This is a genomic window from Collinsella sp. CLA-AP-H1, assembly GCF_040092945.1.
Classification (GTDB): Bacteria; Actinomycetota; Coriobacteriia; order Coriobacteriales; family Coriobacteriaceae; genus Collinsella.
Map to the genome: position 1 here is coordinate 196,713 of NZ_JBBNKO010000001.1, position 21,199 is coordinate 217,911.

Below are 21,199 nucleotides of genomic sequence, written 5' to 3' on the forward strand. Positions count from 1 at the left end.
TGTTGGGAGGTTTTGCTATGGCGCAGCGCGAACAACACGAACGGGTCAAAAAGATGGACCGCTTGGCGGACAAGCTGCTCGGTCATAAGGCTGTGGTGGTGGCGATGCTGGGCGTCATTGCGATGGCGAGCGGCTTGGCGATGGCGAACCTTGGCGGCGGTGCCGGCGGTGTGTCGTTTGAGCGCACTGATGGTACGGGCTCGTTAGTGGAGCCGGGATCGGGCGATGCTTCGAGCGGAAAGACATCCGAAGGCTCTTCGACTAAGGCTTCTGCCGCGGCAGAGGTCTATGTCGATGTCGATGGCGCCGTTGTGTCGCCCGGTGTATACAGGCTCAAAGACGGGGCACGGGTATCCCAGGCGATCGATGCCGCCGGCGGGCTGGCGCCCGAGGCTGACGTTACGGGGCTTAATCGGGCATCTAAGGTCACTGATGGACAAAAAATCCATGTTCCAACGGTAGGGGAGCAGCAGGCGTCCATTGCGGAAGCCGGTGTTGATGGTGGGGCTTCCGCATCATTGGGCGTGAGTGGCGCAACGGGCCTAGTCAACATCAATACGGCAAGCGCGGCAGAGCTGCAGACGCTCTCGGGCATCGGCCCCTCCATGGCCCAGTCGATTATCGATGAGCGTACAAAGAACGGTGCTTTTGCCTCGGTTGACGATCTGATGCGTGTGTCGGGAATCGGCGAGAAGAAGCTTGCCAAAATCAAAGATTGCATCTGCGTATGAGTGCGACAGAGCGCGAGCATGTGATGCCTCCGCGGCCCTTGATGCCGTGGACGATGGCCTTGTGTGCCGGCATGTGCATGAGCTGCGCCTTGGTGCTCAACGTGGCCGCTGATGCGCTGCTGAGGGAGCGGGCGCCGGCGGTCGGGCTGCTATGGGCCATTCCCGTTGCGGCGGCGGTATTCGTTGTGCTGGCTCAATCTTGTGCGCGGCTTGCCCCTTTGAAGCGGTGGTTGTATGCCGCGTCCGTCGGTCTCGTGGCGGGAGCGGTCGTCTCGGCGTGGTGGGCTGTGGGTGCGCTCAGCGCCTCGAAGGCGCTCGACGGTCGAGCGGCAAGCGGCCTCGAGTTTATCGTGCAGGGCGATCCATCCATAAACGACGACGTGTATTCCTATACCTGCGAGGCACGCGCGGACGGTAAGAACTTGGCAACGGTTCGCCTATCGTGCGACCGCGAGCTCAAGGTCGGGGCGCGCGTGCGTGTTATCGGTCGCGTTTCACGTTTTGAGAACGATGCGTATGGACGCTCGCGCGTGCTCCGAGGCGAGGTGCGCAAGGTTAAAGCCGTTCGGATTGTGTCGGTCGATGAGGGCTCTCCGGGGCCGCTGCTTCGGCTGCGAAATGGGCTGCTTGCGTCCATCGCGCCTGCGACCGACCCGGCGCGTTCGCTCATAGCCGGTGTCGTTTGCGGTCGTTCGGCCGAGCTGCGTGCCCAGCCGGCGGGCGACTGGTTTTCGGTGACGGGAACGGCGCATCTTATCGCCGTCTCGGGCAGCCATTTGGCTATCGTGGGGTTTGTAATCGAGGGTGTCTTGCAAAAGACTCGGTGTTCACGTGGTCTTCAGCGGGCGATATTGGCGATAACGCTTGTGGGCTACGCTGCCTTTACGGGTGCGTCTCCCTCGGCCGTGCGCGCGTGCTGCATGGTCTTCGCGACGCTTGTCGTAAACGGTGTGGGGCGTCGCCGGCACGGCCTTTCGGCACTCTTCGTATCTATGTCCATCTTTGTGCTACTGCGGCCGACGGTGCTGTTCGAGATGGGCTTTCAGCTTTCATGTGCCAGCGTCTTTGCCATTCTGTGCTTTTGCCCCTATGCGACCTACGCTTTGAGTGAGTTGGGTGTGCCGCCGGGCATTGCCAGCATGCTTTCCGTCACGCTGTGCTCGCAGTTGGCGACGCTGCCTATCACCATTCCTGCCTTTGGTGCGTTCTCGCTCATTGCTCCGTTGGCGAATGCGGTCATCGGTCCGGTGGTGAGTCTACTGCTCGCTGTGTCGATCGTGCTGGTTCCCTTTTCGCTCGTGGCGCCGTTGCAGGTTTGGGCGCTCGTTGTGCCCATGATTGCCGCGCGTTGCGCACTGTTCTTCGAACAGCTCTTTGCCGCCGTTCCGGGTGCATCCGTGAGCGTGCCGCCCGATAGCATGTGGATATACCTTGTGCCGTGTTTTCTGGGGATTCTTCTAGTCTGGTGGCCGCGCCCGCAGGCACGACCTATGGCTGCTGGGCTTGCATGCCTGGTGCTCTTGGCTGCGATTCCGTACGTCTACTGGGATCGATTCGCGTCGCCTTCGGTGACGGTGCTCGATGTGGGGCAGGCCGATGCCATTCTTATTCGCCAAGGTAGGACCGTGGCGCTCGTCGACTGTGGGCTTGATGAGCGCGTGGTAAGTGCGCTGGTTCGCAATAACGTCCACCATATCGACGCCGTCTTCGTGACACATTGGGACGAAGACCACTGGGGTGGCCTTCCCGATGTGCTCGATCAGTTTTCGGTTGGAGCCATTGCGGTCGCGGCTAATGCGCTGGAGGATGCGCCCACTGAGGTCCTAAATCGCCCGGGCGTAACGTACCGGCAGGTGGCTCGCGGGGACACGATCGATATCGGCACATTTCGGGCTCGTGTGATGTGGCCGTTTGACACGGTGGATGGCGAGGGCAATGAAGACTCGCTTGTCTTGCTGCTCAGTTATGCCCAAGGAGGCCAGAGCCTCCGCATGCTACTCACCGGCGATGCCGAGCTCGATCAGGAACGCGAGTTTGTACAGGAGGTGGGGGATATCGATGTGCTCAAGCTTGGACATCACGGCTCAAAAGTTTCCGTCGACACAGACCTGCTGGGCACGCTTAAGCCCGAGCTCTCTATCGCGAGCGCCGGCGAGGGAAATCGTTACGGCCATCCGTCGGATGCCTGCATCGATGCCGTTAAGGAAGCGGGTGGTGCGTTCGCATGCACCATCGAACACGGCGACATTACCGTCTCGCCGACCGCGAAGGGCTTTGCGACGCGATGCCAGCGACCGTGATGCTGCCGTTGGCGCGGGACCAACCCCTGGGCTAAAATGGCACGGTACGAATTCGAGAGTCTGCGAGAGGGGAGCGCAATGTCCGAAACCGGTCTGCTGCCGGCTTATCTGATCGTCGGTACCGATGGTGTCAAACGCGACCACGCCGTCTCGCGTATGAAAGCTCGCTTGGAAAAGTCGGGTATGGTTGAGTTCAACCTCGATGAACGCGACATGACGAAAGATCCCGATATCGAGTCGATCGTCGGCTCGCTCAATACCTTTCCCATGGGTAGCGAGTTTCGCCTGGTGATCCTCGACGGCTGCTCAAAACTTGCCAAGGCGGTCTCGGAACCGCTCGTCGAGTACCTCGCAAGTCCCAGCCCCACGACGGTCTGTCTCATTATCGCCGACACACTTGCCAAGAATACGCGCCTGTATAAGGCAATCGCCAAGATCGACAAGAAGGCTATCGTCGATTGCTCGGGTACTAAGCGCTGGGAACTGCCGCGCCGCGTGCAGCAGATGGGGACACAGCACGGCAAGTCCATCTCGACGGCTGCTGCCGAGGAGCTCGTCTCGCGTTCGGGTGAAAACACGCGCATGCTCGATAACGACCTGGCAAAGCTCGCCCAGATGGTCGAGGCGCCCCAGATTGAGCTTGCCGACGTGGAGCGTTGGATCGTGCGTACGGCCGAGGTTCAGCCTTGGGACTTCCTCAATGCCGTCTCGGCTCGCGATATGCGGCGTTCGCTCGAGCTCTTTAAGCTTCTGCCCTCCAAGAGCTACGTGTGGACCTACACGCTGCTATGCGGTCGCATCCGTGAGCTGATCGTCGCCAAGGCGCTCGATGGGCGTGGACAGGGGCGTGAGCTCGCCGCGACGCTCAAGCTTCAGGCCTGGCAGGTCAAGAATCACCTTACCTGGGCACGTCGTTTTTCGATGACCGAGCTCGTTGCCGCGCTCGAGGGTGCCGTCGATGTGGAGCTCGCGCTCAAGGGTTCGTCCGATTCTCAGACCGCGCTTTTGCTCTGGATTACGAACATCTTGAGAAAATCGTGATGATACCTGCCTATTTGACAAATTCGTTCTATCCCTTTGAGGGGGAGCGTGCTATAGTAGGCGCTTGCATGACCTCACCGTGTCTCAGAGGTGTCATACATTTTTTGCAAGGAACTCGAAAGGAACTCCAGAAGTGGCAAACATCAAGTCTCAGAAGAAGCGTATCCGCACCAATGAGGCAGCTCGCATGCGTAACAAGGCTGTCAAGTCCGAGCTCAAGACGCTGACCAAGCACGTCCAGTCCGCCGTCGCCGAGGGCGACGCCGAGAAGGCCCAGGCTGCCCTCAAGACCGTCACCAAGCGTCTCGACATGGCTGCCGCCAAGCATGTTATCCACAAGAACCAGGCTTCCAACCGCAAGTCCGGTCTTGCCAAGCTCGTGAACAGCATCAACGCCTAAGTTGTAAATTTCACACCACACAGATTACGCGCATAAATGGAGCCTGTTTTATGGAACAGGCTCCATTTTTTGTACCGCTCGGGTAAGATAGTCCGCATGAATACTTCAATTGACATTTCCCACATCCGCAACTTCTCGATCGTTGCGCATATCGACCATGGCAAGTCCACGATCAGTGACCGCATCCTCGAGCTCACCCATACCGTCGATGAGCGCGACATGGAGTCGCAGCTGCTTGACACGATGGACATCGAGCGCGAGCGCGGCATCACGATCAAGTCCAATGCCGTCCGCGTGTCCTATGACGCCGACGACGGCGAGACGTATCAGTTCAACCTGATCGATACGCCGGGCCACGTTGACTTCACCTATGAGGTCTCGCGTTCGCTGGCCGCATGCGAGGGTGCGGTACTCGTCGTGGACGCCACTCAGGGCGTCGAGGCGCAGACCGTTTCCAACGCGACGCTCGCCATGAACGCCAACTTGGACATTGTTCCGGCCATCAACAAGATCGACCTTCCCTCGGCGCACCCCGACGAGGTTAAGACCGAGATCGAAGACGACCTGGCCATTCCCGCCGACGATGCCGTGTGCGTGTCGGGCAAGACCGGCGAGGGTATCCACGATCTGCTGGAGTCCATTGTCTTTTTGATCTCTCCGCCCAAGGGCGATGCAAATGCCCCTCTCAAGGCACTTATTCTGGATTCATACTTCGACGAGTATCGTGGCGTCGTCGCCACGGTGCGCATCTTTGACGGCTCCATCAAAAAGGGCGATACCTTGCGCATGATGCAGGCAAAGGGCGACTTTTTGGTCGATGGCGTGGGCGTCAAGCGTCCCGCCGAGACCCCTGTCGACGCGCTCACGGTCGGCGAGGTCGGATACGTGGTCACGGGCCTGAAGGACCCCGAGGCCGTTCGTGTAGGCGATACCCTCACGTGGGCGTCGAATCCCTGCCCCGAGCCACTTCCCGGCTACCGCGAGGCCAAGCCCATGGTTTATACGGGCCTGTTCCCGATCGATAACAAGGACTACGAGAACCTGCGTGACGCGCTCGATAAGCTGCACGTCAACGACCCGTCGTTGGTGTGGGAGCCCGAGACCTCGGTGGCGCTCGGCTTTGGCTTCCGCGTGGGCTTCTTGGGCCTGCTGCATATGGAGGTCGTCAAGGAGCGCCTGGAGCGCGAGTTCAATCTTGACCTCATTGCTACGAGCCCCTCGGTGGACTATCACGTCTACAAGACCGACGGCGAGATGATTGATGTCCGCAGTCCGCAGGATCTGCCCGAGGCTACGCGCATCGAGCGCATCGAGGAGCCCTACCTCAAGGCCAAGATTATCTGCCCGCCCGAGTACACGGGTGCCGTCATGCAGCTCGCTATCGAGCACCGCGGCATTACTACCGACATGATTCATCTCACGAGCAAGTCGGTCGAGATGCGCTTTGATATGCCGCTCGCCGAGCTCATCTTGGACTTCTTTGACCAGCTCAAGAGCCGTACCAAGGGCTATGCCTCGCTCGACTACGAGTTCAACGAGTACCGTCCATCCGAGCTTGTGAAGCTCGATATCTTGCTTTCGGGCGACGAGGTGGACGCGCTGTCGTTTATCGTCCACAAGGACAAGGCCTACGGTCTTGCCCGCGGCCTATGCGACAAGCTCAAGGAGATTATTCCTCGTCAGCTGTTCGAGGTGCCCATCCAGGGTGCTATCGGCAACAAGATCATTGCCCGTTCCACCGTCAAAGCGCGTCGCAAGGACGTTCTTGCAAAGTGCTACGGCGGCGATATCTCGCGTAAGCGCAAGCTGCTCGAGAAGCAGAAAGAGGGCAAGAAGCGCATGAAGGCCATCGGCTCAGTCGAGGTCCCGCAGGAGGCCTTTATGGCGATCCTCAAGGTGGACGAGTAGGTCTATGGCGCTTTCTGAATACAGCAAGCGGCTGCTGGGTGCTTATGCCGAGCAGCCGTTCCTTATGGCTCCTATGGCGGGCGTGACCGACCCCGCCTACCGCATCATGTGCCGCCGCCGCGGTGCCAACCTTGCCTACAGCGAGATGGTGAGCGTGGCTGGCCTTGCCTATGCCAGCAACAAAACGTGGCGCCTGGTGCTGCCGGCCGACGAGGAGCAGCAGATTTGCGTGCAGCTCTTTGGCTTCAAGCCCGAGCAGTTTGCGAGCGCCGTCGCCGCCGTCGAGGAGCGTGTGGGCGATCGCCTGTCGCTCATCGATATTAACATGGCCTGCCCGGCTCGCAAGGTCGTCACCAAGGGCGAGGGTTCTGCGCTTATGCGCACGCCCGAGCTGGCAGAGAAGATCGTCGAGGCAGCGGTGGGCGCGGCGCATGTGCCCGTGACCGTAAAGATCCGCAAGGGCTTTTATGCCGAGGACCGTAATGCCGCGACGTTTGCCCAGATGCTCGAAGGCGCCGGTGCCGCCGCAGTCGCCGTGCATGGTCGTTGCGCCACGCAGCTCTACACGGGCCAGGCCGATTGGTCGGTCGTCGATGAGGTGGCCGACGCCGTCGAGATTCCCGTTATCGGTTCGGGCGATGTGTTCTCGGCCGAGGACGCTGCTGGGCATCTGCAAGGTTCGAGTGCCAGAGCGGTGTTTATCGCGCGCGGCATCTACGGCAATCCGTGGGTGTTCGGTGATGCTCGCGCCCTTGCGCTCGATGGTACACCGGTGCCGGCGCGCAGCTCCGTCGAGCGCCTAGACGCCCTGCGTGAGCACCTAACGCTGACGCATGAGCTCCTGCCGCTCATGTCGCGTGCACGTACGTACGCAAGCTGGTACTTAAAAGGCATGCCCCATGCTGCCGCTTGGCGTGCCCATGTGGTGCGCTGTTCCACATACGAGGAGTTTATGGCGCTGGTCGATGAGATCGAGCGCGATGTGGTGGCCTGCGAGGCCGCACTTGCCGCCGGCGAATCGGTGCCCCCTCATCCGCTGGAGGCTTAAGGGTGGCCGTTACCGCGCTGTACGTGCACGTGCCGTTTTGCGCTCAAAAGTGCCGGTACTGCGACTTTGACTCGCGCAGTTTTGCTCCGTGCGACCTGAGCGCTGCGCTCGATGCCTATTTTGAGCAGTTGTACGCGCGCCTCGATGCTTTTGGCAAAGCTGGGGCCCTTGACCAGATCCGCACTGTCTATGTTGGCGGCGGTACGCCGTCGCTGGCGGGGGAGCGCTTGGTGGAGCTGGCGCGGCGTATTCGTGCGTCGTGCGCCCCTGTTGAGTTTACCTGCGAGGCCAATCCTGAGTCGCTGACCGCCGAGCTTGCCGCTGCGCTTGCCAAGGTTGGTGTCACACGCGTCTCTCTGGGCGTGCAAACGCTCGATAACACCGAACTTACCGCCATCGGCCGTATTCACGATGCCGATCGGGCGCTCGCCGCCATCGCGACGGTCAAGAACGCTGGGCTTGACGTGTCGTGCGACCTTATGTGCGGACTTCCCGGGCAGACCGCAGCGAGTTGGAAGCGCACGCTCGATGGCGTGCTGGCGGCGGCTCCGCATCATGTTTCGGTCTACCCGCTCACGCTTGAGGAGGGGACGCCCCTTTATCGCATGGCGTGCCGCAACGAGTCGCTCGAGCCTGATGAGGATTTTCAGGCCGCCTGCATGGATGTGGCGCGTGAGCATCTGGGTACGGCCGGTTATCACCCCTATGAGGTGGCGAGCTACGCGCTCGACGGCCATGAGTGTGCCCATAACATTGCCTACTGGACCGGACGGGGCTACCTGGGCCTGGGTCGTTCTGCCGCGGGCATGCTCGACGCCGAGGATTTCGACCGTCTTGCAGGTTTGTTCCCCGGCGTGTCTTCTCGAGGCGATTCGTGTCGCGTGCGTCTGGTGCAACGTAACGATGACGCGACGGCGTTCGAGGCCGAATATCTGTCGCAGCGTGAGGCTGCGGCTGAAGACCTGATGCTCGCTTGTCGCATGACGCGTGGTATTGCGTCCGATCTGTTGGTTCGTACGGCTTGCGTCATCCCAACGGGCGAGCTGACAGCTGCTTGCGATCGCGCGCTCGAGTTGGGCCTTGCCACTTGGGTGCCCGAGACGCTCGGGGTCCATGAGGGACCTTTCACTTCGGCAGATGTCGTCGCGGGCTATGTTCGAGCTCGTCTGGCGCCGACAAACTTGGGCTGGCTCGATGGAAATGTTCTGTTCGAGCTGTTTTGGGATCTAGCTTAGGCCGCTCGGGTAGAATTACCGGAATATATACGCTGCTGTGAGCAGGAGGTTGCCGCGCATGGCGACAATGAACGAAAAAGATTATTACGAGATTCTGGGTGTCTCCAAGGACGCCACCTCGCGTGATATTCAAAAGGCCTTTCAGCAAAAGGCCCGCAAGCTCCATCCGGACGTCAACAAAGAGCCGGATGCCGAGGAAAAGTTTAAAGAGGTTTCCGAGGCCTACGCCGTGCTTTCGGATGAGCAAAAACGTGCGCGCTACGACGCCATGCGCTCGGGCAATCCCTTTGCCGGTGCTCCTACGGCTTCGCCCTATGGTGGCGGCTACGCCGGCAACACAGGCTATGGCAATCCCTTTGAGGGCGGCTTTCCCTTTGGTGGCGCCTGGGGCCAGCCGCGTCGCGGGCAGGCTGCCTACAATCCCGAGAACGGCGCCAACGTGGTCGTCGATATCAAACTTGACGCCAAGGAGGCCAAGGGCGGTGCCCGCAAGACCGTCCGCTACACGCGCTTCGATACGTGCGGACATTGCGGCGGCTCGGGTTCTGTCTCCTCCGAGCATGCCCATACCTGCCCAAGCTGTGGCGGCCGCGGCCACATCGACGTCGACCTGTCCTTCCTGTTTGGTGCGGGTACGTTCCAGTCGGTCTGCCCCGAGTGCGGCGGTTCCGGTAAGGTCGTGGCCGACCCCTGCCCCGATTGTGGTGGCAGCGGTCGTACTCGCGCAACCTCCGAGCAGACGATTGAGTTTCCTGCCGGCACGCACGATGGCGACGAGGTCCGCATTAGCGGCATGGGACATGCTGGCACCAACGGTGCCGCGGGCGGCGACTTGGTCGGCCGCGCCCATGTTGAAGCCGAGCGCTTGGAAGGCAAAGCTCGTACCGGTTTTTACCTGATGGGCATCCTGGCGCCGTTTTTGGTGCTGTCGGCCATTTCGGGCGTGTTCTCGGCCTTTGCCGTGATGTGCTTTATTCCGTTTACCATGGGCCTGTTTATGGTGCTTTCGGACGGTGTGCTTCATCGTAGTCTGCTGTGGTGGAAGCGCGGTGCGATGCAGTTTGCCAACGGTTTTGCCAACGGCTTCATGTTCGCGCTCGTGTCAGTTTGGTTCGCGAGCTGCTCGCAACGGGCCATGCTTTCGCCGTACCAAATGCAATAACATCAAACCCTCTGTTTGCGGCCAGCCCAGCTTGGGTATAGGACGCACTGTGACAATAATGAAAGTCGGAAGGATTCGGTCGTGTCGGAAAATAGGGATTACTACGAGGTGCTTGGCGTCGACAGGGATGCCGACGCGCGGACGATTAAGCGCGCGTTTCTAAAGAAGGCCCGTACCGTACACCCGGACGTTTCAGACGACCCCGAGGCCGAGGCCAAGTTCAAGGAGCTCAACGAGGCCTATTCCGTTCTTTCCGATGAGCAGAAGCGTGCTAATTACGACCGTTACGGCACCGCCGACGGTCCTGGTGGTTCGGGCTACGTCGATATCAACGATATCTTTGGTGGCATGGGCATGGACGACTTGTTCTCGTCGTTCTTTGGCGGCGGTGCCGGCGGTGGCGCCCGCAGCCGTCGTGAGCGTCGTCGCGGACGCGACATGGCCATCTCGCTTTCGGTGACGCTCGAGGAGGCGGCGCTCGGCTGCAAAAAGACGATCAGCTATGACCGCCTTGCTCCTTGCGAGGACTGCAATGGCACTGGTAGGGCAGAGGGCGCACAGGAAAAGCAGTGCGGCCGCTGCCACGGTACGGGCTACGTCACGACGGTTCAGCGTTCGTTCCTGGGCCAGGTTCAGTCCTCTTCGCCTTGCCCCGACTGCCACGGCGAGGGCACGGTTATCGACCATCCCTGCGAGACCTGCGACGGTCAGGGCCGCACGCCTTCGCATGAAAAGATTGACATCGATATTCCCGCCGGCGTTTCGACCGGTCGCCAGCTTCGTGTGAGTGGCTTTGGCGAGGCCGGCCTTCGCGGCGAGCCTTCGGGCGACCTGATTGTCAACGTGCGCGTTGCCGACCATGAGCGCTTTAAGCGTAACGGTGACGACCTGTACCTGGTGAGCGATATCTCGATTGCGCAGGCCGCACTCGGCTGCGAGATCGAGGTCGAGGGCATTATGCCCGACGAGGTCGTTAAGGTGACGGTTCCCGCCGGCTCCCAGTACGGCGATACCGTGAGCGTCAATAATTACGGCATGCCGCGCATTGGCGGTGGTGGTTCGCGTGGCCGCCTGATCGTGCAACTGCGCGTGGTCGTTCCCACCAATCTTTCCAATAAGCAACGCGAGCTGCTCCGTGCTTTTGCCGATGAGATGGGCGATGACGTCGCTTCCGGTAAGAAGTCGGTGACCGACCGTATTAAGAGTGCCCTCGACGATATCCTCGATTAAGGAGCCCGCGTGCTCGCACCCCATATTTCCGTCGTCAACCTCGGCTGCCGCGTCAACCGGGTTGAGTCTGACCGTATCACTGCCGATCTTATGCGTCTGGGCTTTGCTATTGTGGATCCCCAGGATGCCGATCTGATCGTCATTAACACCTGTGCCGTTACGGGCGAGGCCGAGGCCAAGACCCGTAAGGCCGTCCGTCATGCGCTGGCCCATCCTAACGAGCCCTATGTGCTTGTGACCGGTTGCGTGGTCAATTTACATCCCGAGGAGCTGCTGGAGCTTTCGGATCGCGTGATCGCCGAGCCGTCCAAGATTGATGTCGCCGAACGTGTCTGCGAGGTGCTGGGCGTTGAGTCCGATAGCGTTCCCGCCTGCAGCGATGGTGAGGTGGTCGATGCGCTCGGTCGCTCTCGCCTGGGCGTGAAGATTCAGGACGGCTGCAACCATCGCTGCACCTATTGCATTGTGTGGAAGGCACGCGGCCCCGAGCGCTCCGTGCCCGTTGAGTCCGTGCTCGAGCAAGTTCGCGAGGCCCAGGAGGCCGGCGTGCCAGAGGTGGTGCTGACCGGTGTGAACCTGGGCGCCTACGATGGCAAGAGCGCGACCGACGAGCATGTCGAAATCGATGAGCTGCTCGAGGCCATCATGGAGCGCACGTCTATCCCGCATGTGCGCATTTCCTCGGTTGAGCCCATGGATATCTCTGAGCGCCTGCTTAAGGTTATGGCGCGCTATCCGCAGCGTATCGCCCCGTTTTTGCACCTGCCCGTGCAGTCCGGCTGCACGGCGACCCTGCATCGCATGGGCCGTCCCTATAGTGCGGAGGCCTTTGAGGACACGGTGCGTATGATTCGCGCCAATCTGCCGCAGGCGTCACTTTCTTGCGACGTTATTGTCGGCTTCCCTGGCGAGACGGACGAGGAGTTCGAGGAGTCGCTGGCGCTGTGTCGCCGTGTGGGTTTCTCGCGTATGCACGTATTCCGCTACAGCAAGCGTCCCGGTACCCTTGCTGCCGAGATGCCCGACCAGGTTCCGCCCGAGGTTATGGCCGAGCGCAGCCGCCGTATGCGGGCCGCCGCACAGGAGCTCGCTATTGCCGACGCTCGCCGTCGCGTGGGCACGGTCGAGCGTGCCGTGCTCGAGTATGGCGACAACCTGACGCTCGGCTCGTTCCATCATGCCCGTCTTGACGATACCTGTGGACTTACAGCCCCGTGCCTGCTCGATGTTGCTATCATCGGAGTCGATGATTCCGGCTTGGTCCATGCACACAGGGAGGTTCATGGAAGCCTCGAAGATTAGACTTACCGTTCCCGAGGGGATTGATCCCTCGCGCGTTTTGGGCGCCGGCGACGGCGTCCTTCGTGCGCTCGAGAGCTTGGTTCGCGCCCATGTGGTCGCCCGTGGCGATAGCATCTCCGTGAGCGGCGACCCGGACGAGGTCGAACTCGTGGCGCGCTTTTTCGAGCACGCTTTTCGCGAGGCGGCCGCCGGGCGCACGCTGTCTGCCGACGATGTCTCTCGCTGCCTGGCCGTTTTGCGCGACGGTGAGCACGAGGCTACGTCGCTTCGCGATGACGTGCTGCTTTCGTATCGCGGCCGCGTCATTCGCCCCAAGACGCTCGGGCAAAAGCGCTATGTGGATGCCATCCGCTCGCATACCATCACGTTTGGCTTGGGTCCTGCCGGTACCGGTAAGACCTATCTGGCTATGGCGCTCGCCGTTGCCGCGCTCAAGCGTCACGAGGTGGGCCGTCTGATCTTGACGCGTCCGGTTGTCGAGGCGGGGGAGAATCTGGGCTTTTTGCCCGGCACCCTCGAGGAAAAGATCGATCCCTACATGCGTCCGCTTTACGACGCCCTTTTTGACATGATGGATCGCGAGCGCACCGATGAGCTTATGGAGCGCGGCGTGATCGAGATCGCCCCGCTTGCCTACATGCGCGGCCGCACGCTGAGTGATGCCTTCGTGGTGCTCGACGAGGCGCAAAATACCACGCCCGAGCAGATGAAGATGTTCCTGACACGCCTTGGGTTCAACTCCAAGTTCGTGATTACCGGCGACCTGAGCCAGCGCGACCTGGTGGGTCGTCGTGGCGGCTTGGCGGATGTCGAGAAGATTTTGGGCCGTGTCGATGATGTCGCATTTTCGCACCTCGAGCGTGCCGACGTGGTGCGCCATGCCCTGGTGGGTCGTATCGTCGAGGCATACGATACTTATGATGATGTGCGCGAGAAGCGCGTACGTGACCGAAAGGAGTCCCGTTGAGTGTGTTGATCAGCAACGATGCCGAGCTCGATACGCTGCTCGACGCGCAGGAGGTGGAGCACATCTGCGAGGTTGTGCTTGCCGCCGAGGGCGTTGAGCGTGAAGTCGAGATTTCCCTTTCGTATGTCGACGAGGACGAGATGCACGAGCTCAACCACGAGTGGCGCGGTATCGACCGCACCACCGATGTGCTCTCGTTTGAATGCGACTCGGCCTTTGACGAGGATATTCCCGCCGACGAGACGCTCGAGCTCGGCGATATCATCTTGGCCCCGCAGGTTATTGCCCGTCAGGCCCCCGGTTTTGGCAATAGCCCCGCTGACGAGTGTCGTCTGATGCTCGTACACGGCATGCTGCACCTGCTGGGCTATGACCATATCGAGGACGACGAGGCCGAGGTCATGGAGGCCCGCGAGGACGCCATCCTGCGCGATCTGGCGCTCGAGCGCGGCGAGGACCCCAAGCTAGTCCACGTCGGCCCCATCACCAACCACGCCCACGACTAGGAGCCGTCTATGATTCCCGGATCGAACAAGGACCATCCGTCCTTCTTAAAGTCGTTTTCCTACGCCATGGAGGGCTTCGTCACCGCTGTCAAGACCGAGCGCAACATTAAGGTCATGCTCGTGGCGGGCGTGTGCACCGTCATTGCCGGCTGTATCGTGGGCCTCGACATTGCCGAGTGGGCCACGATTATCATCTGTTGTGGCCTGGTGATTCACGGCGAGCTGTGCAACACCGCTATGGAGGCTATCGTCGACCTAGCGACCCAGGAGCTCCATCCGCTGGCCAAGCGTGCGAAGGACATCGCCGCCGCCTCTGTTTACATTCTTTCCATCACCGCCGCGATTGTGGGCGTGCTGGTATTTGCCCACGCGCTCGGCTTTATTTAGAAAGGGATTCCCATGTCCGACAATATGCAGCCTACCGATGAGATCCTGGACGACGAGACTTTGGACGCGGTGGATACCGAGGGGCTCGAGGATGTCGAGGAGTTCGACCCGTTTGAGGGCATGAGCGATGAGGAGCTCGACGCCCTGTGCGACGAGGACGACGGTCCTATGGGCTTTGGCGACGTGGAACCCGGTTTCCGCAGCGGCTTTGTGGCCCTGGTCGGACGCCCCAACGCCGGCAAGTCCACGCTGCTTAATGCCTGCTATGGCAAAAAGGTCGCCATCACCTCGCCGGTGGCTCAGACGACCCGTCGCCGCATGCGCGCCGTCGTCAACCGTCCCGGCTACCAGCTAGTCTTTGTCGATACCCCAGGTATTCATAAGCCCAAGGACGGCTTGGGATCCGAGCTCAACAAGAGCGCGTTGTTCGAACTGAACGATGTCGATGTCGTCGCGTTTTTGATTGATGCCACCAAACCGATCGGCAGGGGAGACGCCTGGGTTGCCGAGCGCGTCAGATGTGCCCGTTCCAAGAAGGTTCTGGTGCTCACTAAGGCCGATGAGGCCGACCCCGCACAGGTCATGGAGCAGCTTAAGGCAGCGCATGAGCTCATGGAATATGACGACGAGATTGTGACGTCGTCGGTCAAGAACTTCAACGTCGATGCCTTTATCGAGACCGTTGCGCACTTTTTGCCCGAGGGTCCGCGTTGGTTCCCAGAGGACATGGGTACCGACGCTTCCGACGAGACGCTCGTTGCCGAGTTTGTGCGCGAGAAGGTCTTGCGCCGCACCCGTGATGAGATTCCGCACTCCGTTGGTGTGATCTGCGATGCGCTCGAGCAGACCAAGAAGGTACTGCGTGTGCACGCCACCATTTACGTCGAGCGCGAGGGCCAAAAGGGCATCATCATCGGTAAGGGCGGCGAGATGATCAAGCATATCGGTATCGACGCCCGTCGCGATCTTGAGCGTATCTTTGGCACGCAGGTCTTTTTGGAGCTGGACGTGAAGGTCAAGGCCGGCTGGCGTGACGACGAGGCTCAGATTCGCCGCTTTGGCTACAACGCCGAGGACTAAGGACGTGCGGCGCGCATGGCAGGCTCCCGGACATATCGCACGAAGGTGCTCGTCCTCGATAAGACCAAGCTTAAGGAGACCGACCTGATCTTGACGATGCTTGATGAGCGGGGTCGGCAGGTTCGTGCCGTGGCAAAGGGCGCCCGCAAACCCGGTGGGCGCCTGGCTGCGCGCTGCGAGCTGTTCTGTACCGTTGATATGCTGCTTGCGCATGGACGGTCGCTCGACGTGGTTTCCCAGGCCGAGCTTATGGAGGCTCCGCTCGGCGTTGCGCCCGATTACGAGACGACCTGCGCCGCAAGTGCGATCGCCGAGGTCGCGCGCGTGTGCTCGTTCGAGGACGCCGAGGACCCGTTTACCTTTGCTATAACGCAGCGAGCGCTTGCCCTGGTGGGCAGTGGGCTCGACGCGGCACACATGGATCTACTTGTGGCGGCATATGTCTTTAAGCTGCTGTCGCACGTTGGCTATCGACCCGATTTTTCGGCCTGCGTGCTGTGCGGAGACCCCATGTTGTCGTATTTTTCGCCCCAGGCGGGCGGTCTCATGTGCGGGTCGTGCGCTTCGAGCGTTCCGGGTGCCGAGCTGGTGTCGACCGGTGAGGTCGCGTGGCTGCGCGCCCTCATGTCCATGACCTTCGATGCGCTCATGGCCGAGAGGGTCGACCCCCATACCGCAGCCTTTTTGTTGGGGCTTTCGCATGTTTGGGCTGCGACGCACACCGATCAGCGCCTCCGTGCGATGGAATTCATGTTGGGTCGGTGATGATGCGCAGGCACGGGCTGCTTGTGGTAACATACCGACCTGTTGGTACCTCGACCTTGGTTGCTCGCTCCACCGGCGGCTTCCCAGTCCGAGGCGAATCGAGTCGCCCGAGGGCGACGTAAAACGAAAGGTGAAACAATGACTGTTTCCAAAGAGCGCAAGGCGGAGCTGACTGCCCAGTTCGGTAACACCCCGGTCGACACCGGCAACCCCAAGGTTCAGGTCGCCATCCTGACTGAGCGCATCAAGGAGCTGACCGAGCACATGAAGTCCCACCAGAAGGACTTCCACACCCGTCGTGGCCTGCTCATGCTCGTCGGCCGTCGTCGTCGTCTTCTCTCCTACATCAAGAAGAGCGACATCGTCGAGTACCGTGAGCTCATCAAGGCTCTGGGCATCCGCGACAACATCCAGTAGGATTTGTACATGCTAAGAGCGTCCTGCGCAGCGGGGCGCTCTTTTTGTGTAAGGGCGTGAACAATCACGCTCTGAAGCGTGGCGGGGGCAGGGGGCTCGCGTCACATGAGAAGGCCGCAGGCAAGGGGCCTGTGGGGTAAAGGAGAACAATGACACTCGTATCCAAGACCTTTGAGCTGTACGGTAAGACCTACACCTTTGAGTCCGGCGAGCTTGCCAAGCAGGCCACCGGCGCCTGCCTGGTCAAGCAGGGCGACACCACGATGCTCGACACCGTGGTCGTCTCCAAGGAGCGCAAGAACTACGACTTCTTCCCGCTGACCGTCGACTTCAACGAGAAGATGTACGCCGCCGGCCGCATCCCGGGTGGTTACCTCAAGCGTGAGGGCCGTCCCAGCGAGAAGGCCACGCTCACCGCGCGCATGATCGACCGTCCGATTCGCCCGAGCTTCCCTGACGGCTTCCGCAACGAGGTGCACATCGTCGCCACCTCGCTCGTCGCCGACCAGGTCAACCCTTTCGACGTCATCAACGTCATGGGTGCCTCTCTGGCCATGACGCTCGGCGGCGTGCCCTTCGAGGGCCCGCTTGCTTGCGTGCGCATCGGCCGTAACGTGGAGACCGGCGAGTTTATCGTCAACCCCACCTACGAGGAGCGCGAGAACTCCGATCTGGACCTGGAGCTGGGCGGCTCTGCCGACTTCATCTCGATGGTCGAGGCCGGCGCCGAGGAGATCTCCGAGGACGACATGCTCGCCGCCATGAAGTTTGGCCAGGAGGCCCTTGCTGCTTTTTGCCAGGCTCAGGACGAGTTCGTCGCCGAGTGGGAGCAGGTCAACGGCCCCATCGTCAAGAAGGAGTACCCGCTCGACCAGCCCGTCGAGGAGGTCCAGGAGCGCATCTTCGCCCACTACGACGAGATGGCTGCCGCCCTGCGCGACGCCGACAAGCTTTCCCGTATCGGCAAAGTCGAGGCTCTGAAGGAGTCCATCCGTGCCGAGTTCACCGAGGAGGAGCAGGCCGCTTGGGAGCGCGAGATCCCCGTGGCGCTCAAGAAGCTCGAGAAGAAGGCCATGCGCACCATGGTCGTCGAGACCGGCGAGCGCGTCGACGGCCGTGCCGCCGACGAGATCCGCCCCATCATGGTGAAGGACAACTACCTGCCGCTCGTTCACGGCTCCGGTCTGTTCCAGCGTGGCCAGACCCAGGTGCTTTCCGTCCTGTCGCTCGGCATGCTCAACGAGGGCCAGCGTCTGGATACCATCGAGCCCACCGAGGGCAAGCGCTACATGCACCACTACAACTTCCCGCCGTTCTGCACCGGCGAGACCGGCCGCATGGGCAGCCCCAAGCGCCGCGAGATCGGTCACGGCAATCTGGCCGAGCGCGCTCTGCTTCCGGTGCTTCCCGACGAGAACGAGTTCCCCTACGCCATCCGCGTCGTCTCCGAGGTCATGGAGTCCAACGGCTCCTCTTCGATGGCTTCGACCTGCGGCTCCACGCTCGCCCTTATGGACGGCGGCGTGCCCATTAAGCGCCCGGTCTCCGGTATCGCCATGGGCCTGATCCAGGAGGAGGGCAAGACCGTGGTCCTGTCCGACATCCAGGGTCTCGAGGACTTCCTGGGCGACATGGACTTTAAGGTCACTGGCACCACCGAGGGCATTACCGCTCTGCAGATGGACAACAAGGCCACCGGCCTTACCTTCGACATCCTGGCCCGCGCCCTGCAGCAGGCCAAGGAGGGTCGTGCCTTCATTCTGCAGAAGATGCTCGATGTGATCCCCGAGCCGCGCCACACCACGCGCAGCACCGCTCCGCGTATCGTCTCCATCCAGGTTCCGACCGACAAGATTCGCGACGTCATCGGTTCCGGCGGTAAGGTCATCCGCGGTATCCAGGACGAGACCGGCGCTTCGGTCGACATCCAGGAGGACGGCACCGTCTTTGTCGGCGGCACCGGCGAGTCCGTCGACCAGGCCGTCGAGCGCATCAAGCTCATCATCAAGGTTCCCGAGCCGGGCGAGGAGTACACCGGTCGCGTGGTCTCCATTCAGCCCTTTGGCGCCTTCGTCAACCTGCTGCCCGGCAAGGATGGCCTGCTGCACATTTCCCGCGTCGCCAAGGGCCGCGTGGAGAAGGTCGAGGACGTCCTCAACGTGGGCGACGAGGTCAAGGTCGTCGTCATCGAGGTCGACGATCGCGGCAAGATCTCGCTCGATCGTCTTGACAAGCCCGAGGCCCCTGCTCGTGCCGAGGGTGCCTCCGAAGGCGACGGCGAGCACTTCCAGCGCCGTGAGCGTCCGCGTCGCGAGCGCTCCGAGCGCAGTGATCGCCCGCGCCGTCCCGGCGACAACGGAGGCCGCAAGCCCCGCCGCCACCACGACGCCGAGTAACAGCTCCACATAAGCAGTTCAACAAGGGCGACCCCGGACAGGGGTCGCCCTTTTGCTATTCCCGGTGGGGTCCGCGGATAAAGTTTCCTGCTCTACAGTCCTGCTCACGACGGAGGCCACATTAAGTGGCCTCCTGTTCGTGCGGAACTCGCGATAAACTTTATCCGCGGACCCCACCGGGAATAGCAAAAGGGCTGGTTGGTGCGGGTTTCGATTTTGTCAGACAGTCTATTCAGTTATCTGAATTTAGATCTTTAGATAAACGCATGTGCGGCATTATCCCAGATAAAACCGGCCAAAATAAACCTGTCCCTAATTTTCAGGTCTGGGGCCATCGGGGGCCGGGGCGGGTTAAGTTTGTCGCGAGTTCCGCACGCAAAGGAAAGCACTTAATGTGCTTTCCGTCTTGCGCAGGACTGTAGAGCAGCAAACTTAACCCGCCCCGGCCCCCGATGGCCCCAGACCGGCGGGATGGACCAGTTCAGATGGGGCTTTGATGCATGGGTGGTCTGTTGTTGTGCAAATGGGTATCATACTCTGGTTATTGCATCGACTCTGTGATGCATGTTTGTACGTTCCCGACGGTCGGTTTGCCAGAAGCGCCCCGTCGGTTGTTCCAGACCCGTTTCGAAGAAAGGAAACCACACTAACCTATGGCAGCTAAAAAATCATCTCCCTTGAAGATCATCCCGCTCGGCGGCCTTGACGGCATCGGCAAGAACATGACGGTCTTCGAGTGCGGCGACGACATGGTGCTCGTCGACGCCGGTCTCATGTTCCCGGATGACTCCCAGCCCGGTATCGACCTGGTGCTTCCTGACTACACCTACGTTCTTGAAAACGAGGAGAAGCTCCGCGGTATCGTCGTCACCCACGGCCACGAGGACCATACCGGTTCGCTTCCGTATCTGCTGCAGGACCTCAACAATAAGGTTCCCATCTTCTCGAGCAAGCTGACGCTCGGTTTTATCGAGGGCAAGCTCTCCGAGTTCCGCATCCGTGCGCCCAAGTTCCGTGAGGTCAAGGGCGGCAGCCACGTCAATTTGGGTGGCATCTCGCTCGACTTCTTCTCGATGACGCACTCCATCCCCGGCGCTCTGGGCGTGTTCATTCGCACCAACCAGGGCACCGTTATGCACACCGGCGACTTTAAGCTCGACCAGACGCCCATCGATGGTGTCACGCCCGACTATGCCGCTATCAGCCGCTTTGCCAAGCAGGGCATCGACCTGCTGCTGTCCGACTCCACCAACGCCACGGTTCCCGGCTTTACTAAGTCCGAGGCCGAGGTTGGTCCCAACCTGCTGCACGCCATCAAGAACGCCCCGGGTCGCGTGTTCATCGCGTCGTTCTCGAGCCACATTCATCGCCTACAGCAGATCTGCGATGCCGCCCGTAAGTGCGGCCGTAAGGTCGTTGTGACCGGTCGCTCCATGCTCACGAACACCCGCGTGGCGCGTGAGCTGGGCTACCTCAACATCGACGATGCCGATATCATTGATGCCTTCGATATCGATAACCTGCCCGACGACAAGATCGTCGTCATGTGCACCGGTTCGCAGGGCGAGCCGCTGTCGGCCCTGTCCCGCATGGCCAACGGCGAGCACAAGACGCTCTCTATCCACGAGGGCGATACCGTCATCCTCTCGGCAACTCCCGTTCCCGGCAACGAGAAGGCCGTCCAGCAGGTTGTCAACAGCCTAGCCAAGCTCGGCTGCGACGTGTGGGATAAGAACCGCGCTCTCGTTCACGTCTCCGGTCACGGTAGCCAGGAGGAACTCAAGCTCCTGATGGCCATGGCCAAGCCCACCTACTTTATGCCGGTTCACGGCGAGGCCGTGCATCTGCGTGCCCATGCCCAGCTTGCTCGTAAGATGGGCATCAAGGATGATCACATCTTTATCCTCGATAACGGCGACACGCTCGAGATGCGCGGCGGTATCGTCAAGCGCGGTACGCCTGTCGAGTCCGGCGTCGTCTACGTCGACGGCCTGCGTATCGGCGATACCGACCCCATCGTCTTGCGCGATCGCCAGAAGCTCGCCAACGACGGTATGGTTACCGCTGTTGCCATTGTCTCGCTCAAGCACAAGAAGATCGAGGCCATCGAGTTCTCGGGCCGCGGCGTCTCGTTTGCCATCGACGACCAGTTCTCCGAGGATGCCTCCGCGTCCATTATGAAGACGATCGAGAAGGGCAAATTTAGCTTTACGAGCAGCGGCTCCGATGCCATTCGCAAGGCCGTGCGCGATTCGCTCTCCAACTTTATTTGGAGCCGTACGCGCACCCGTCCGATGATCATCCCGGTCGTCATGGAGGTTTAG

18 protein-coding genes are annotated in these 21,199 nt (G+C 61.0%); all 18 read left to right on the forward strand.

Going from position 1 to position 21,199, the window contains the following annotated elements; translation table 11 throughout:
- Nucleotides 1-17: 17 nt before the first annotated feature.
- The 18 genes from AAAV44_RS00875 (at nt 18) to AAAV44_RS00960 (ending at nt 21,199) form a co-directional block, all read left to right on the forward strand.
- A complete protein-coding gene (locus AAAV44_RS00875; RefSeq protein WP_349114068.1) occupies nt 18-731 on the forward strand; it encodes a ComEA family DNA-binding protein in 714 nt (237 codons plus the stop codon).
- Complete coding sequence (locus AAAV44_RS00880; protein ID WP_349114069.1) at nt 728-3,031, forward strand: DNA internalization-related competence protein ComEC/Rec2; 2,304 nt, start codon at nt 728-730, stop codon at nt 3,029-3,031. Before AAAV44_RS00875 ends, AAAV44_RS00880 begins: the two co-directional genes overlap by 4 nt.
- A gap of 78 nt (nt 3,032-3,109) precedes the next feature.
- Nucleotides 3,110-4,072, forward strand: a complete 963-nt coding sequence (gene holA / locus AAAV44_RS00885) for a DNA polymerase III subunit delta (RefSeq protein WP_349114070.1) — start codon at nt 3,110-3,112, stop codon at nt 4,070-4,072.
- A 133-nt stretch (nt 4,073-4,205) separates the two neighbouring features.
- Entirely contained in the window at nt 4,206-4,472 is a 267-nt protein-coding gene (gene rpsT / locus AAAV44_RS00890) for a 30S ribosomal protein S20 (protein WP_022094714.1), read from the forward strand.
- Between the two features lie 96 nt (nt 4,473-4,568).
- On the forward strand, nt 4,569-6,380 hold the full coding sequence (lepA, locus tag AAAV44_RS00895) for a translation elongation factor 4 (protein ID WP_117770326.1): 1,812 nt from the start codon (nt 4,569-4,571) through the stop codon (nt 6,378-6,380).
- A 4-nt stretch (nt 6,381-6,384) separates the two neighbouring features.
- Nucleotides 6,385-7,428 carry a tRNA dihydrouridine synthase DusB gene (dusB, locus tag AAAV44_RS00900; RefSeq protein ID WP_349114071.1) on the forward strand — a complete coding sequence of 348 codons (1,044 nt, stop codon included), beginning with the start codon at nt 6,385-6,387 and terminating at the stop codon, nt 7,426-7,428.
- Nucleotides 7,429-7,430: 2 nt separating this feature from the next.
- Nucleotides 7,431-8,663, forward strand: a complete 1,233-nt coding sequence (gene hemW, locus AAAV44_RS00905; RefSeq protein WP_349114072.1) for a radical SAM family heme chaperone HemW — start codon at nt 7,431-7,433, stop codon at nt 8,661-8,663.
- Between the two features lie 58 nt (nt 8,664-8,721).
- The gene (locus AAAV44_RS00910) at nt 8,722-9,825 is read left to right on the forward strand and encodes a DnaJ domain-containing protein (protein WP_349114073.1); all 1,104 of its coding nucleotides are present in this window, start codon (nt 8,722-8,724) and stop codon (nt 9,823-9,825) included.
- Between the two features lie 81 nt (nt 9,826-9,906).
- Nucleotides 9,907-11,055, forward strand: coding sequence for a molecular chaperone DnaJ (gene dnaJ, locus AAAV44_RS00915; protein ID WP_349114074.1), 1,149 nt, complete (start codon nt 9,907-9,909; stop codon nt 11,053-11,055).
- Between the two features lie 9 nt (nt 11,056-11,064).
- Nucleotides 11,065-12,357, forward strand: a complete 1,293-nt coding sequence (locus AAAV44_RS00920; RefSeq protein WP_349114076.1) for a MiaB/RimO family radical SAM methylthiotransferase — start codon at nt 11,065-11,067, stop codon at nt 12,355-12,357.
- Complete coding sequence (locus AAAV44_RS00925; protein WP_349114078.1) at nt 12,338-13,324, forward strand: PhoH family protein; 987 nt, start codon at nt 12,338-12,340, stop codon at nt 13,322-13,324. Before AAAV44_RS00920 ends, AAAV44_RS00925 begins: the two co-directional genes overlap by 20 nt.
- A gap of 2 nt (nt 13,325-13,326) precedes the next feature.
- Nucleotides 13,327-13,830: an rRNA maturation RNase YbeY gene (gene ybeY / locus AAAV44_RS00930; protein ID WP_349114177.1), complete on the forward strand. Its 504-nt coding sequence runs from the start codon at nt 13,327-13,329 to the stop codon at nt 13,828-13,830.
- A gap of 9 nt (nt 13,831-13,839) precedes the next feature.
- Complete coding sequence (locus tag AAAV44_RS00935; RefSeq protein ID WP_035138512.1) at nt 13,840-14,217, forward strand: diacylglycerol kinase family protein; 378 nt, start codon at nt 13,840-13,842, stop codon at nt 14,215-14,217.
- Nucleotides 14,218-14,229: 12 nt separating this feature from the next.
- Nucleotides 14,230-15,297 carry a GTPase Era gene (era, locus tag AAAV44_RS00940; RefSeq protein WP_349114079.1) on the forward strand — a complete coding sequence of 356 codons (1,068 nt, stop codon included), beginning with the start codon at nt 14,230-14,232 and terminating at the stop codon, nt 15,295-15,297.
- 15 nt (nt 15,298-15,312) lie between these two features.
- A complete protein-coding gene (gene recO, locus AAAV44_RS00945; protein ID WP_349114081.1) occupies nt 15,313-16,062 on the forward strand; it encodes a DNA repair protein RecO in 750 nt (249 codons plus the stop codon).
- 138 nt (nt 16,063-16,200) lie between these two features.
- Nucleotides 16,201-16,479 (forward strand): 30S ribosomal protein S15, encoded by a 279-nt coding sequence (gene rpsO / locus AAAV44_RS00950; protein WP_349114082.1) that lies wholly within the window; start codon nt 16,201-16,203, stop codon nt 16,477-16,479.
- 149 nt (nt 16,480-16,628) lie between these two features.
- Nucleotides 16,629-18,875: a polyribonucleotide nucleotidyltransferase gene (locus AAAV44_RS00955; protein WP_055309899.1), complete on the forward strand. Its 2,247-nt coding sequence runs from the start codon at nt 16,629-16,631 to the stop codon at nt 18,873-18,875.
- A gap of 653 nt (nt 18,876-19,528) precedes the next feature.
- Nucleotides 19,529-21,199, forward strand: coding sequence for a ribonuclease J (locus tag AAAV44_RS00960; protein ID WP_349114084.1), 1,671 nt, complete (start codon nt 19,529-19,531; stop codon nt 21,197-21,199).